The 13579-nt window shown below is 62.4% G+C and carries 19 protein-coding genes; 13 read left to right on the forward strand and 6 right to left on the reverse strand.

The annotated features are described in order from the left end of the window. Positions 1-45: 45 nt before the first annotated feature. Both BLQ09_RS14805 and BLQ09_RS14810 read left to right on the forward strand, forming a co-directional pair. On the forward strand, positions 46-486 hold the full coding sequence (locus BLQ09_RS14805) for a hypothetical protein (RefSeq protein WP_092357598.1): 441 nt from the start codon (positions 46-48) through the stop codon (positions 484-486). Further along, positions 483-887, forward strand: coding sequence for an META domain-containing protein (locus BLQ09_RS14810; protein ID WP_092357600.1), 405 nt, complete (start codon positions 483-485; stop codon positions 885-887). The genes BLQ09_RS14805 and BLQ09_RS14810 overlap by 4 nt, the downstream gene beginning before the upstream one ends. 140 nt (positions 888-1027) lie before the next feature. Here the strand turns inward: BLQ09_RS14810 and BLQ09_RS14815 are convergent, their stop codons facing one another. After that, positions 1028-1489 carry a TlpA disulfide reductase family protein gene (locus BLQ09_RS14815; protein WP_032889653.1) on the reverse strand — a complete coding sequence of 154 codons (462 nt, stop codon included), beginning with the start codon at positions 1487-1489 and terminating at the stop codon, positions 1028-1030. Positions 1490-1604: 115 nt separating this feature from the next. Here BLQ09_RS14815 and arsC point away from each other — a divergent pair, with 115 nt between their 5' ends. Genes arsC through BLQ09_RS14830 form a run of 3 tightly spaced genes read left to right on the forward strand, consistent with a single transcriptional unit; the run spans position 1605 to position 2960 of the window. Beyond that, the gene (gene arsC / locus BLQ09_RS14820) at positions 1605-1958 is read left to right on the forward strand and encodes an arsenate reductase (glutaredoxin) (RefSeq protein WP_092357602.1); all 354 of its coding nucleotides are present in this window, start codon (positions 1605-1607) and stop codon (positions 1956-1958) included. Continuing rightward, a complete protein-coding gene (gene wrbA / locus BLQ09_RS14825; protein WP_092357604.1) occupies positions 1955-2569 on the forward strand; it encodes an NAD(P)H:quinone oxidoreductase in 615 nt (204 codons plus the stop codon). Before arsC ends, wrbA begins: the two co-directional genes overlap by 4 nt. Further along, a complete protein-coding gene (locus tag BLQ09_RS14830) occupies positions 2553-2960 on the forward strand; it encodes a DUF2069 domain-containing protein (RefSeq protein ID WP_092357606.1) in 408 nt (135 codons plus the stop codon). Before wrbA ends, BLQ09_RS14830 begins: the two co-directional genes overlap by 17 nt. 7 nt (positions 2961-2967) lie before the next feature. Here the strand turns inward: BLQ09_RS14830 and BLQ09_RS14835 are convergent, their stop codons facing one another. Next, the gene (locus tag BLQ09_RS14835) at positions 2968-3639 is read right to left on the reverse strand and encodes a DNA-3-methyladenine glycosylase I (protein ID WP_027606358.1); all 672 of its coding nucleotides are present in this window, start codon (positions 3637-3639) and stop codon (positions 2968-2970) included. A gap of 80 nt (positions 3640-3719) precedes the next feature. Beyond that, the gene (ttcA, locus tag BLQ09_RS14840) at positions 3720-4544 is read right to left on the reverse strand and encodes a tRNA 2-thiocytidine(32) synthetase TtcA (RefSeq protein WP_092357608.1); all 825 of its coding nucleotides are present in this window, start codon (positions 4542-4544) and stop codon (positions 3720-3722) included. A gap of 264 nt (positions 4545-4808) precedes the next feature. Between ttcA and BLQ09_RS14845 the strand changes: the two genes are divergently transcribed. Further along, positions 4809-5411, forward strand: coding sequence for a Yip1 family protein (locus BLQ09_RS14845; RefSeq protein ID WP_027606356.1), 603 nt, complete (start codon positions 4809-4811; stop codon positions 5409-5411). A 129-nt stretch (positions 5412-5540) separates the two neighbouring features. Beyond that, positions 5541-6035, forward strand: coding sequence for a SprT family zinc-dependent metalloprotease (locus BLQ09_RS14850; protein WP_027606355.1), 495 nt, complete (start codon positions 5541-5543; stop codon positions 6033-6035). 33 nt (positions 6036-6068) lie between these two features. Here BLQ09_RS14850 and BLQ09_RS14855 read toward each other — a convergent pair whose 3' ends face one another. Continuing rightward, a complete protein-coding gene (locus BLQ09_RS14855; protein ID WP_027606354.1) occupies positions 6069-7244 on the reverse strand; it encodes a CaiB/BaiF CoA transferase family protein in 1176 nt (391 codons plus the stop codon). 157 nt (positions 7245-7401) lie between these two features. Here BLQ09_RS14855 and tusD point away from each other — a divergent pair, with 157 nt between their 5' ends. The 6 genes from tusD to BLQ09_RS14885 all read left to right on the forward strand — a co-directional run bounded on the left by tusD (position 7402) and on the right by BLQ09_RS14885 (position 10838). Continuing rightward, positions 7402-7794, forward strand: coding sequence for a sulfurtransferase complex subunit TusD (tusD, locus tag BLQ09_RS14860; protein ID WP_092357610.1), 393 nt, complete (start codon positions 7402-7404; stop codon positions 7792-7794). Between the two features lies 1 nt (position 7795). Further along, entirely contained in the window at positions 7796-8146 is a 351-nt protein-coding gene (tusC, locus tag BLQ09_RS14865) for a sulfurtransferase complex subunit TusC (protein ID WP_027606352.1), read from the forward strand. Further along, on the forward strand, positions 8146-8424 hold the full coding sequence (gene tusB, locus BLQ09_RS14870) for a sulfurtransferase complex subunit TusB (protein WP_027606351.1): 279 nt from the start codon (positions 8146-8148) through the stop codon (positions 8422-8424). Before tusC ends, tusB begins: the two co-directional genes overlap by 1 nt. Then, positions 8421-8756, forward strand: a complete 336-nt coding sequence (locus BLQ09_RS14875; protein ID WP_027606350.1) for a TusE/DsrC/DsvC family sulfur relay protein — start codon at positions 8421-8423, stop codon at positions 8754-8756. Before tusB ends, BLQ09_RS14875 begins: the two co-directional genes overlap by 4 nt. Further along, complete coding sequence (locus tag BLQ09_RS14880; RefSeq protein WP_027606349.1) at positions 8753-9754, forward strand: glycosyl transferase family protein; 1002 nt, start codon at positions 8753-8755, stop codon at positions 9752-9754. The genes BLQ09_RS14875 and BLQ09_RS14880 overlap by 4 nt, the downstream gene beginning before the upstream one ends. Before the next feature lie 88 nt (positions 9755-9842). After that, positions 9843-10838 carry a glutathione S-transferase family protein gene (locus BLQ09_RS14885; protein WP_027606348.1) on the forward strand — a complete coding sequence of 332 codons (996 nt, stop codon included), beginning with the start codon at positions 9843-9845 and terminating at the stop codon, positions 10836-10838. Positions 10839-10888: 50 nt separating this feature from the next. Here BLQ09_RS14885 and cysG read toward each other — a convergent pair whose 3' ends face one another. Both cysG and serS read right to left on the reverse strand, forming a co-directional pair. Continuing rightward, positions 10889-12283: a siroheme synthase CysG gene (cysG, locus tag BLQ09_RS14890; protein ID WP_027606347.1), complete on the reverse strand. Its 1395-nt coding sequence runs from the start codon at positions 12281-12283 to the stop codon at positions 10889-10891. Further along, positions 12284-13564, reverse strand: coding sequence for a serine--tRNA ligase (gene serS, locus BLQ09_RS14895; RefSeq protein WP_027606346.1), 1281 nt, complete (start codon positions 13562-13564; stop codon positions 12284-12286). Between the last annotated feature and the right edge of the window lie 15 nt (positions 13565-13579).

Below are 13579 nucleotides of genomic sequence, written 5' to 3' on the forward strand. Positions count from 1 at the left end.
TCAGCAGGCACCCGTGATAGGATGCCGCGCCTATTTGGAGGATCCATGGCCGAACACGATTTCCGCTTCAGCTTGCTGAGGCCGCAACACACCCTGATCGAATGCCGCGCCCTGGTGCCGGGCCGTTACCAGGTCACCGGCAACGGTGGCTCGATCAAGCATGATGACGTGCTGATCGTCACCCTGCGCGGCAGTAAAACCTTGTCCATGCGCCTTACCGTCGAAGGTGACGCGCGCTACTCCATCCGCCCTGCCGGCCAGTGGGTCGCCATGGCCCGCGGGCCGAAGTTCGGCGAGCTGGAGATTCACACCTGGAAGGTCAACTGCGACAGCTGCGACACCGTGCTGGAGTTTGAATTCGCGGTGGAAACCAAGCTGACCAAGGAGCCGCTGCAACCGGCCGCCAATGCACGCATTGCCGAGTTGGGCTGGGCCAGCGAAGGCGACAAGCACCGTTGCCCGACATGCCAGAAGGCCGGGCAATGAAAGGCCTGCTTCTGCTCGCCGCCGTCGGTACGGCCCTGAGTGGCTGCGCCGGTGACGCGGCCAAGCTCAAGCAGGATCACAGCTACGTGGTGGAGTGGATTGGTGAGCGGCCGTTGATGGATTACGCACACCTGACCGTCACCCTCGGCGCCGATGGGCGTGCCTACGGCAACGGCGGTTGCAACCACTGGTTCGCGCCGTACACCCTTGAGGGCGACAAACTCAGCTTCGGCAAGCTCGGCAGCACCCGCAAGCTCTGCGCCGAGGCCCTGATGGAGCAGGAACAGCGCTTCTTCCAGGCCCTGCAAGGCGTACAGCGCTGGGACATCTCGCCGATCGAGCAGACCCGCTTCTGGCCGGCCGAAGGCAAGCCGATTCGCCTGTGGCTCGAAGAGGGCTGATTCCACCGATCTACAGGTTGGTGAGATTTAAATGTGGGAGGGGGCTTGCCCCCGATGACGGTGTAACAGTCACTGATGTATTGACTGACACACTGCTATCGGGGGCAAGCCCCCTCCCACATTTGATCGAGGACAATACTCTAGCCGCGCAAGGCCTTGAGCTTGGCCAACACCCCCTCCGCCGTCTGCTCACCCATCAACTGCTCGCGCACCTTGCCCTTGTCATCGATGATATAGGTCACCGGCAACGCTTCGCTGCGCGGAATCTCGAAGATCCCATCCGGGTTCTGCGCCAGCACGGTGAACTTGATCCCCAGTTTGTCGCTGGCTTCCTTCAGCTCTGCACCCTGCACATTGTCGAAGTTGACCCCGAACACCCCCACGCCCTGCCCCTTCAACTGTTCCGCCAGGGCGTTGAGTTCGGGGATTTCCGTACGGCATGGGCCACACCATTCCGCCCAGTAGTTGACCACCAGCCACTGTTTGTCCAGGCGCTCGGCCGCGACCTTCTGGCCGTACTGGTCAACGCCGTAGTCATTGCCGCAGCCGCTGAGCAGCAGGGTTGTGATGATCGCCAATGCACCGATCAGTCGCCTTGTCATGGGGTATTCCTTCGCAAAAATGAACGTTGGCTGCGACCTATCGCCTCTTACGGTTTAAGGACAGGACGCCGCGCAGGTAGAATACCCGCCACCTTACGCAAGATGCGACCCGCACATGACCGATCTGACGCTTTATCACAACCCGCGCTGCTCGAAATCCCGCGGTGCGCTCGAACTGCTGGAAGCCCGAGGCCTCGCCCCCACCGTGGTGCGTTACCTGGAAACCCCGCTGAATAGCGCACAATTGAAGACACTGCTGGCCAAGCTGGGCATCAGCGCCCGCCAACTGCTGCGCACCGGCGAAGACGAATACAAGGCCCTCAACCTGGCCGACGCCAGCCTCAGCGAAGCGCAGTTGATCGCCGCGATCGCCGAACATCCCAAGCTGATGGAACGCCCGATCCTGGAAACCGCCGATAAAGCCATCATTGGCCGTCCGCCAGAGAACGTGCTGGAGATCCTGCCGTGACGTCGCCGTATGTGCTGGTGTTGTATTACAGCCGCAATGGCTCGGTGAGCGAAATGGCTCGGCAGATTGCCCGGGGCATCGAGCAAGGCGGCATGGAAGCGCGACTGCGCACCGTACCGGCGATCTCCACCGAATGCGAAGCCGTGGCGCCGAGCATCCCGGACGAAGGCGCGCTGTACGCCAGCCTCGATGACTTGAAAAACTGCTCGGGCCTGGCCCTGGGCAGCCCGACGCGCTTCGGCAACATGGCCGCGCCGCTCAAGTACTTCCTCGATGGCACCAGCAACCTGTGGCTCACCGGTGCGCTGGTCGGCAAGCCGGCCGGGGTGTTCACCTCCACCGCCAGCCTGCATGGCGGCCAGGAAACCACGCTGATGTCGATGCTGTTGCCGCTGCTGCACCACGGCATGCTGATCACTGGCCTGCCCTACAGCGAACAGGCGCTGCTCGACACCCAGGGCGGCGGCACGCCGTATGGCGCCAGCCACCATGCCGGGCCGGATGGCAAGCGCCTGCTCGACCCGCATGAAATCACCCTGTGCCGGGCCCTGGGCCTGCGCCTGGCCAAGACCGCCACGTTGCTGGAGAACGGCCGTGGCCAGGAAGCCTAAGGTTCTACCGCCGCAAGCGTGGCTGGAGCCACGGGTCAAGGCGGTACGCGCGTTAAGCCTGCTGGCGTTTTTCGCCCTGGTGGGTTTGTTGTGCGGGTACTACCTGTTCGTCGCCGACCTGCACGGCGCACGCCCGTGGGTGATCCTGCTGATCGAACTGGTGCCGCTGCTGGTGCTGGCGCCGGGGATGATCATCGGCAGCGCGCGCGGGCATTCGTGGATGTGCTTTGCGGTGAACCTGTATTTCATCAAGGGCGCGCTGGCGGCGTATGACCCGAACCGGCAGTGGTTCGGGGTGCTGGAGATGCTGGCCAGCCTGGCGGTGTTTTGCACGGCGCTGCTGTATGTGCGCTGGCGGCACCAGTTGAACCGCCGGTTGGCCACACCCTAGAAGCCGGTCAGTGATTCACCGTATAGGCCAGCATCATCGACAGCTGGCACATCGGCCGCCCGCTCTCGGCATGCCACTGGTTGAACGCAGCCTGCACCGTGGCCAGGTCGCGCAGGCTGGTGGGTGCCTTGTCGACAATCTTCTGCGCATTCAATGCCGCGACCACGTCATCGCTCGGCACAAAGGTATCCTTGCCCACCATCCGCAAAAAGCGCGGGGCCGACAGCCCGCCCAGCTGATGACCGTGCTTGCTCAGGTATTTCCATAACCCGACGATATCGGTCACCGGCCAGTCAGCGATAAATGCGCCGAAGCTGCCTTTTTCCTGCTCGATGTCCAGGATCATCTGCGCATTGCGCGGCACGCTCTTGAGCTTGCCCAGGTGACGGATGATGCGCGTGTCCTGCATCAGCCGCTCCAGGTGCTCGGCCCCCATCAGCACGACTTTTTCCGGGTCGAAGCCGAAGAACACCTGCTCGAACGCCGGCCACTTGGCATCCACCACGCTGTGCTTCAAGCCGGCGCGAAACACGCGCAACGCCAAGGTCGACAGGTAGCGATCATCACTGATCTTGCGTAACTGCGCCGGGGTCTTGGGCACCGGCAGGTGGGCGTCCAGCTCGGCCGCTGAACCGAAGCGGTTCAGACAATATTCGTGCAGCCACTTGTAATCGCGCATGCCCTCTCCTGCTGTTGAATGCTGGCAATGGAATTGAAAACGGCGCCCGCGAGCGCCGTGTGTCAGAGCGTTGAATGAGCTCAGAGGTTCACCACATTGACGAAACGCGGCGCGGCGCTCTCATCGATTTTCAGGCTGGTGAAGTCGAACAGGTTGCGGTCGGCCAATTGCGAAGGCTGCACGTTCTGCAGGCTGCGGAAGATACTTTCGGTACGCCCGGGGGTCTTGCGCTCCCAATCCACCAGCATGTCCTTGACCACCTGGCGCTGCAGGTTTTCCTGGGAGCCGCACAGGTTGCACGGGATTATCGGGAATTGCTTGAAGTCGGAGTAGGCCTGGATGTCCTTCTCGTTGCAATACGCCAGCGGGCGGATCACCACGTTGCGCCCGTCATCGGCACGCAGCTTGGGCGGCATGGCCTTGAGCGAACCGTTGAAGAACATATTGAGGAAGAAGGTCTCGACAATATCGTCGCGGTGGTGACCCAGGGCCATCTTGGTCGCACCGATCTCATCGGCAAAGGTGTAGAGCGTGCCACGGCGCAGGCGCGAGCACAGCGAGCAGGTGGTCTTGCCTTCAGGGATCAGTTCCTTGACCACCGAATAGGTGTCTTTTTCGACGATGTGGTACTCGACGCCCAGCGCCTTGAGGTAGGCCGGCAGCACGTGCTCGGGGAAGCCCGGTTGTTTCTGGTCCATATTGACCGCAACGATGTCGAACTTGATCGGTGCGACCTTTTGCAGGTGCAGCAGCACGTCGAGCATGGTGTAGCTGTCTTTGCCGCCGGAGAGGCAGACCATGACCTTGTCGCCTTCCTCGATCATGTTGAAATCGGCGACTGCCTCACCGGCCAGGCGGCGCAGGCGTTTTTGCAGTTTGTTCTGGTTGACCGTAAGAGTGCCCATGGCGCTTGGATCCGCTGGAGGTGTGTGACGAAAAGCCGGGTATTTTACGCAAAAAAAACAGCTAAAGGGCTAACAGTAAAAGACCCCGCCGCGATTAGGCCCCCTGTTTACAGCGCAATTTGCTCTAAAGGCCCTACGGTTATTCCGGTCATCCCTTCCTATACTGCGACTTGAGGTCGCACACATATATCCAGACCTTTGTGGCCATCTGGCCCGTGGGCGCTCCGATGGGGGGCGATGGTAATAACGACAGGAGTGACTGGCATGATCCATCACGTCGTGGGGCTGTTTACCCATCCCGACCAGGAATGGCGGGAAATTCGTGGCGATAAAGAAGAAAGCATCGGCCACATGTACCTCACTCACACCCTGATTCTCGCGGCGATCCCCGCCGTATCGGCTTTTATCGGTACCACCCAGGTCGGCTGGGTCATCGGCAACCGCTCCCCGGTCATGTTGACCCAGGAAAGTGCGCTGTGGATGACCCTCATGTCCTACGCGGCCATGCTCGGCGGCGTGGCAGTGATGGGCGCGTTCATTCACTGGATGGCCCGCACCTACGACGCCAACCCCAGCATGGCGCGGTGCGTGGCGTTTGCCACCTATACCGCGACACCTCTGTTCATCGGCGGGCTGGCGGCGCTCTACCCGCATATGTGGCTGGGCATGGTGGTGGGCACTGCGGCGATCTGCTACACGGTGTACCTGCTGTATGTCGGCGTACCGACCTTCATGAGCATCGACCCGGATGAAGGCTTCCTGTTTTCCAGTTCGATACTGGCCGTAGGGCTGGTGGTGCTGGTGGCGATCATGGCGTTTACCGTGATCGTCTGGGGCCTGGGCGTGGGGCCGATCTACACGAACTGACCCGTTCAATGGCAAAGGCAAGGCCACCGCAAGGTGGCTTTGTGCGTGATGGATGACCATTCGGCGCCTGACAGATTCGGAAACACTCGGTTTTGCGGCATACTGGACGTCTCTGGAGATATGTACAGCATGCCCGAGCAACTCAATACCCGCGTCGAAGATTGTTTCCTGCAAGCCGAATCCTTTTTCAAACGAAGCTTCAAACGCCCCCAGGTCAGCCTCAAGCTGCGGGGTCAGAAGGCCGGTGTCGCGCATTTGCACGAGAACCTGCTGCGCTTCAACCCACAGTTGTACCGAGAAAACAGCCAACACTTCCTGAAACAGACCGTGGCCCATGAGGTGGCGCACCTGATTGCCCACCAATTGTTTGGCGAGCGCATCCAGCCCCATGGCGAGGAATGGCAACTGATCATGCGTGGGGTCTACGAACTGCCGCCGGACCGCTGCCACACCTATGCCGTGAAGCGTCGCCAGGTGACCCGTTATATCTACCGGTGCCCGTGTGCCGACAGCGACTTCCCGTTTTCATCGCAACGCCATGGCATGGTGGCTCAGGGACGGCGGTATCTGTGCCGGCGGTGTCGGCAGACCTTGGTGTTTACCGGCGAAACCAGGGTGGAATAAAGGCCTCATCGAGAGCAAGCCTCCACCCAGCCACTACATAATCACCTTGGAGCTGCGCAGCTCGCTGATGCGCTGCGGGCTCAAGCCCAGCTCCGCCAACACTTCATCACTGTGCGCGCCCACGGCGACGCCAATGTGCCGGGGCGCTGGCAACCCTTCCGAAAACTTCAACGGGCAGGCTATCTGCGCCTGGCTCGAGCCATCGCCCCTGGGCACCTGGCTGACCAGCGCCCGCGCCTTCAACTGCGGATGGGCCACGGCTTCGCTGAGCGTCAGCACCGGCTCCACGCAGGCATCCGCCCCGGCAAACAGCTCGCACAACTGCTCGAAACTGCGCTTCTCGAACTCCACCTGCAAGGCCTGCCTAAGCGCCGGCTGCTGCTCAGGCTTCAAGCCCTGCGCGGCCAACTCCGGGCGGCCCAACGCTTCACACAACTGCTGCATGAAAGCCGGTTCCAGGCTGCCGACCGACATCCAGCGCCCATCTCGCGAGCGGTAGTAATCGTAGAAACTTCCGCCATTGAGCACATGGCTCTCCCGCTCAGGCTCTACACCACACGCCAGGTAACCCGCGCCGGCCATGGCATTCAGGCTGAACGAGCAATCGGTCATGCTCACATCCAGGTATTGGCCGACCCCGCTCTGCTGCCGGGCGATAACGGCCGCCAGCAGCCCCACTACCGCATGCAGCGAACCGCCGCCCACGTCCGCCAACTGCACGCCCAAGGGCAGTGGCCCGCTGTCCCGGCGCCCGGTGTAGCTGGCGACCCCGGCCAGCGCCAGGTAGTTGATGTCATGCCCGGCGCGGTCCTTATAGGGCCCGGTCTGGCCGTAACCGGTGATCGACACATAAATCAGCCGCGGGTTGATCGCCTTCAGCGCCTCATAGCCCAGGCCCAGGCGCTCCATCACGCCGGGGCGGAATTGTTCGAGGACAATGTCGTAGTCCTTGACCAGTTCGCGCACGATCTCCAGCCCTTCGGGCTGTTTCAAATCCAGCGCCAGGCTGCGTTTGTTGCGATTGAGGTAGGCATGGCTGGCCGAAGTCCCCCGGTCATGGGGCGGCAGCACCCGCAGCAGGTCCGTGCGCGTGGGAGATTCGATGCGCAGTACCTCGGCGCCCATGTCCGCCAGCATCAAGGAAGCAAACGGGCCGGGCAGCAAGGTGGAAAAATCCAGTACTTTGAGGGACGCCAAGGGACCTGACATGGAGACTCCATTTGGGTTTCGAATTCCCACAGACTAGGCAGCCTGGCGCCTACCGGCAATCGTCAGAACGATCATCGAGGGTGACCGTTTTGATCATGGCGGGCTTTTTCGTGGCAGCGGCTTTATCATTGCCCCACGTTTGCTTGCAGAGTGTTCCATGAAGTTTGCGATTGCAGTGTTTTCCGCCGCCCACGCGCCCTCCTCGCGCCGCGCCCTGCTGTTTGCACAGGCAGCGTTGGCCGGCGGGCATGAGGTTGTGCGGCTGTTTTTCTATCAGGACGGCGTCTACGGCGCCTCCAATAACATCGTTGCCCCCCAGGATGAGCAGGACATTGCCCGCCAATGGCGCGAGTTGGTCAATGCGCATCAACTCGACGGCGTGGTGTGCATCGCTGCCGCCTTGCGTCGTGGCGTGCTGAATGCCGAGGAAGCCACGCGCTATCAACGCAGCGCGGCCAACCTGGATGCGCCCTGGGCATTGTCGGGCCTGGGGCAATTGCACGACGCCACCCAGGCCGCCGACCGCCTGATCTGTTTTGGAGGGCCGTGACATGTCCAAATCCTTGTTAGTGATCAGCCGCCAGGCGCCCTGGTCCGGGCCGAGCGCGCGCGAAGCGCTGGATATCGTGCTGGCCGGGGGCGCGTTTGATCTGCCGATCGGCGTGCTGTTCATGGATGACGGCGTGTTCCAACTGGCGCCGCACCAGGACGCCAAGGCCGTGCAGCAAAAAGACCTCAGCGCCAATCTGCAGGCCTTGGGCCTGTTCGGCATCGATGAGGTGTTCGCCTGCCGCCACAGCCTGGGTGAGCGCGGGCTGACGCAGCCGGCCAATGCCCAGTCGCTGGACAGCGAAGCGATCTCCAGGCTGATTGACCGTTACGACCAGGTGATAACCCTCTGATGTCGACTTTACATGTGGTATCTCACTCTCCTTTTACCGATAGCCGCCTCGCCAGTTGCCTGCGTATCTGTGGCGCCGAGGATGCGATCCTGCTCTGCGGCGATGGCGCCTACGGGCTGCACGACCCGGCCCTGCGCACCAAGGGCGTGAAGGTGTTCGTGCTGGCGGAAGACATGCAGGCGCGCAATCTGCCGCTGCCGGACTGGGCCGACAGCGTGGACTACCCGGGTTTCGTGCAGCTGTCGCTCGACTACCGCAAGGTCAACACCTGGCTATGAACACCCTGACCGTAGGCCCGCGCACCCTCGAACTGGACAAGGACGGTTACCTCGTCGACCTGAACGAATGGTCCCCTGAGGTGGCCGAGGCCCTGGCCGCCGCCGAAGCCCTGGAGCTGACCCCGGACCATTGGCAGATCCTCGAGCTGCTGCGCCAGTTCTATGCCGAGTTCCAGCTGTCCCCCGCCACGCGCCCGCTGATCAAGTACACCGCCTTGAAGCTCGGCCCGCAAAAGGGCAACAGCCTGCACCTCAACACACTGTTCAACGGCACTCCCGCCAAACTCGCCGCCAAGCTGGCGGGCCTGCCCCGGCCGACGAATTGCTTATGACCGACTTTGCCCCACTGACCCTTGAAACCCCTGCCGAGCATCCGTTTGCGCAGTTCGTGCGCATCCTGGGCAAAGGCAAGCGCGGCGCGCGCAACCTCACCCGCGAAGAGGCCCGCGACGCCATGGGCATGCTGCTCGACGAACAAGTCGAAGACACCCAGCTCGGCGCGTTCCTGATGCTGCTGCGCCACAAGGAAGAAAGCCCGGAAGAACTCGCCGGTTTTACCCAAGCCGTGCGTGAACGCCTGGACGCCCCCGCACTGAATGTGGACGTCGACTGGCCGACCTACGCCGGCAAGAAGCGCCACCTGCCGTGGTTCCTGCTGGCCGCCAAGTGCCTGGCGCAACATGGCGTGCGCATTCTCATGCACGGCGGCGGCGCACACACGGCGGGCCGGCTGTACACCGAACAATTGCTCGAAACCCTGCATATCCCGCTGTGCCGCAATTGGCAGCAGGTCGGGACCGCGTTTGAACAAGGCAACCTGGCGTTTATCCCGCTGGGCGACTGGGCGCCGCAACTGCAACGCATGATCGACCTGCGCAACACCCTGGGCCTGCGCTCGCCGATCCACTCCCTGGCGCGCCTGCTCAACCCGCTGAATGCGCGCTGCGGCCTGCAAAGCATTTTCCACCCCGGTTACCAGGGCGTGCACCGCGATGCCAGCGGCCTGCTTGGCGACCATGTGATCGTGGTCAAGGGCGACGGCGGCGAAGTCGAGATCAACCCCGACACGATCAGTCACCTCTATGGCACCACCGGTGGCGAAAGCTGGGATGAAGAATGGCCCGCCCTCTCCGACCAGCGCCACGTCAAGCCGGCAACCCTGGAGCCTGATCACCTGAAGGCCGTGTGGCGCGGCGACGTAGAAGACAGCTACCCGCAACTGGCGCTGATCGCCACCATGGCCCTGGCCTTGCGCGGCCTCGGCCACCCACGGGAACAAGCGTTCGCATTGGCCCGACAATACTGGGATGCACGGGACAAATCGATTTAATCGATCATTCCCGCCCGGTCTTTGCGCTTTTAGTTCGAACTCATCCCTTTAGACTGGGCTCCAACGCTTATTAGCCAAGGAGCCAGTCATGGGTTTGCTGATCGAAGGACACTGGAAAGACCAGTGGTACGAAAGTAGCGCAGATGGCGCTTTCCAGCGCGAACAGGCCCAGCGCCGCCACTGGGTGACCGCCGATGGCCAGCCGGGGCCCAGCGGCGAAGGCGGCTTCAAGGCCGAGGCCGGTCGTTATCACCTCTATGTGTCCCTGGCCTGCCCCTGGGCCCATCGCACCCTGATCCTGCGCAAGCTCAAGGGCCTGGAAAGCATGATCGACGTGTCCGTGGTCAGCTGGCTGATGCTGGAAAACGGCTGGACCTTCGACAAGGCCCACGGCTCCACCGGCGATAAGCTCGATGGTTTCGAATTCATGCACCAGCGCTATACCGCCGACACCGCCGACTACACCGGCCGCGTCACCGTGCCGGTGCTGTGGGACAAGCAGCTCAACCGCATCGTCAGCAATGAATCGGCAGAGATCATCCGCATGTTCAACAGCGCGTTCAACGGCCTGACCGGCAACACCCTGGACTTCTACCCCGAGGCCCTGCGCCCGACCATCGATGGGCTGAACGAGCGGATCTACCCGGCCGTGAACAATGGCGTGTACCGCGCAGGCTTTGCCACCTCACAAAAAGCCTATGAAAGCGCGTTTGATGATGTGTTTGCCGAACTGGACCATCTGGAGCAGCACTTGGGCGACCATCGCTACTTGGCCGGCGAGTACCTGACCGAGGCGGATGTGCGCTTGTTCACCACGCTGATTCGTTTTGATGCGGTGTATTACAGCCACTTCAAATGCAATCTGCGGCGGATTGCCGATTATTCGAACCTGTCGAATTGGCTGAGGGAGATGTATCAGTGGCCGGGCGTGGCCGAGACGGTGGATTTCGCACACATCAAGGGGCATTACTATGGGAGCCACCGCACGATCAACCCGACGGCGATTGTGCCGAAGGGGCCGTTGCAGGCGTTTGATGCCGGGCATGATCGAGTGCGGCTGACAGGTCAGGGTGTCTTGAGCTGAGTACGGCTGGCAAGCCCGTCTTGGTGAGCGGGCTTGTCGCAAGAGTGTTGTCAAACCTGAGACTGGGCGCCTTCAAACCACTTCAGCTTCTCGCGCAGCACCACCACCTCACCGACAATCACCAGTGTCGGCGCATGCACTTCATGCTCCGCCACCATGCGCGGCAAGTCCGCCAGGGTGCCGGTAAACACGCGCTGGTTGGACGTGGTGCCCTGCTGGATCAACGCCGCCGGGGTATCCGCGGCGCGCCCATGCTTGATCAGTTGCTCACAGATGATCGGCAAGCCAATCAAGCCCATGTAGAACACCAAGGTCTGTGACGGCCCCACCAGGTCACTCCAAGGCAGGTCCGACGTCCCGTTCTTCAAGTGCCCTGTGATAAAGCGTACCGACTGCGCATAGTCGCGATGGGTCAGCGGAATCCCGGCGTACGCCGCGCAACCACTGGCTGCGGTGATCCCCGGCACCACCTGGAACGGGATGCCATGAGCCGCCAGTTCCTCGATTTCTTCACCGCCACGACCAAAGATGAACGGATCGCCCCCCTTGAGGCGCAGCACGCGCTTGCCTTGCTTGGCCAAGTCCACCAGTTGCTGGTTGATCTGGTCTTGCGGCACGGCGTGGTCGGCGCGGCGCTTGCCGACGTAGATGCGCTCGGCATCACGACGGCACAGCTCCAGAATCGCCGGCGCCACCAAACGGTCGTACAGCACCACGTCGGCTTGCTGCATCAGGCGCAGGGCACGGAAGGTCAGCAGGTCCGGGTCGCCCGGGCCGGCACCGACCAGGTACACCTCGCCCGGCGCATAAGGCGGTGCGCCGTTGACCTTTTCGATCAACAGACGCTCAGCCTCATCGCCCTGCCCGGCCAACTGACGGTCGGCAATCGGCCCTTGGAACACTTCTTCCCAGAACGCCCGACGCTGCTGCACATCCGGGTACAAACCTTTGACCTGGGCACGAAAGCGCGCCGCCAGCCCGGCCAACTGGCCGTAGGTGGACGGAATCCAGGTTTCCAGCTTGGCGCGGATCAAGCGCGCCAGCACCGGCGCATCGCCGCCGCTGGACACCGCGATCACCAAGGGCGAACGGTCGACAATCGCCGGGAAGATCACGCTGCACAAGGCCGGCGCGTCCACCACATTGACCGGTACGCAACGACGCTTGGCGTCACTGGACACTTGCGCGTTCAGTGGCTCGTCGTCGGTCGCCGCGATAATCAGGGTGCAGCCTTCCAGGTCGGCCTCCTGATAACCGCGCAGAATCATTTCCCCGCCACTGCCCTGCACCAACTCGCGCAACTGGTCTTCGATCTGGGGAGCAACCACCCGCAGCACGGCGCCAGCGTCAGCCAGCAGGCGGGATTTGCGCAAGGCAATCTCCCCCCCACCGACGACCAGCACACGACTGCCGCGCAGGTTATGAAACAGCGGCAGGAATTCCATTTAGCGGATGACCTCGACGCCCGCCATGTATGGCTTGAGCACTTCAGGTACGCGGATCGAACCGTCAGCTTGCTGGTAGTTTTCCAGCACCGCCACCAGGGTGCGACCTACAGCCAAGCCCGAACCGTTGAGGGTGTGCACCAGCTCCGGCTTGCCGGTTTCCGGGTTACGGAAACGCGCCTGCATGCGCCGGGCCTGGAAATCACCGCAGTTGGAGCACGACGAAATCTCGCGGTATTTGTCCTGGCTGGGTACCCACACCTCGAGGTCGTAGGTCTTCACGGCGCTGAAGCCCATGTCGCCGGTGCACAGCGCCAGGACGCGGTACGGCAGCTCCAGCAGCTGCAGGACGCGTTCGGCGTTGGCGGTCAGGCCTTCCAGGGCGTCCATGGAGGTCGACGGCTCGACCACTTGCACCATCTCGACCTTGTCGAACTGGTGCTGGCGGATCATGCCGCGGGTGTCACGCCCCGACGCACCGGCTTCACTGCGGAAGCACGGGCTGTGGGCGACGAACTTGAGCGGCAGTTGCTTGGCATCGAGGATCTCGCCGGCAACGATATTGGTCAGCGACACTTCGGCGGTCGGGATCAGGTACAGATCGGCTTCGCCATCGCGGCTGATCTTGAACAGGTCTTCCTCGAACTTCGGCAGCTGGCTGGTGCCCATCAGCGCCGGCGCCTGCACCAGGTACGGAGTGTAAGCCTCTTCGTAACCGTGCTCGCCGGTGTGCAGGTTGATCATGAACTGCGCCAGGGCACGGTGCATGCGTGCGATCGGGCCGCGCAGCAAGGCAAAGCGCGCACCGGACATTTTGGCGGCGGTTTCGAAATCCAGGCCACCGGTCAATTCGCCCAGGGCGACGTGGTCCTTGATCTCGAAATCAAAGGCCGTTGGCGTGCCCCAGCGGCGCACTTCGACGTTGCCGTCTTCGTCGTCGCCAATCGGCACGGACTCGTGCGGCAGGTTGGGGATGCCCAGCAGGATCGAATCCAGCTCGGACTGAATGCCTTCCAGCTCGACCTTGCCGTCGGACAGCTCGGTGCCCATGCGCTCGACGTCCGCCATCAACGGCGCGATGTCTTCGCCACGTTGCTTGGCCTGACCGATGGATTTGGAACGCGCATTCCGCTCAGCCTGCAGTGCTTCGGTGCGGGTCTGGACGGTCTTGCGCTGTTCTTCCAGCGCTTCGATGCGCGCAACATCCAAGGCAAAGCCACGGGATGCCAGGCGGTCCGCTACGTCCTGAAGGTTGCTACGTAACAGTTTGGAATCGAGCATGTCGGTCTCTCGTTT

The organism is Pseudomonas sp. NFACC25, from assembly GCF_900100935.1.
GTDB classification, from domain to species: Bacteria; Pseudomonadota; Gammaproteobacteria; order Pseudomonadales; family Pseudomonadaceae; genus Aquipseudomonas; species Aquipseudomonas marginalis.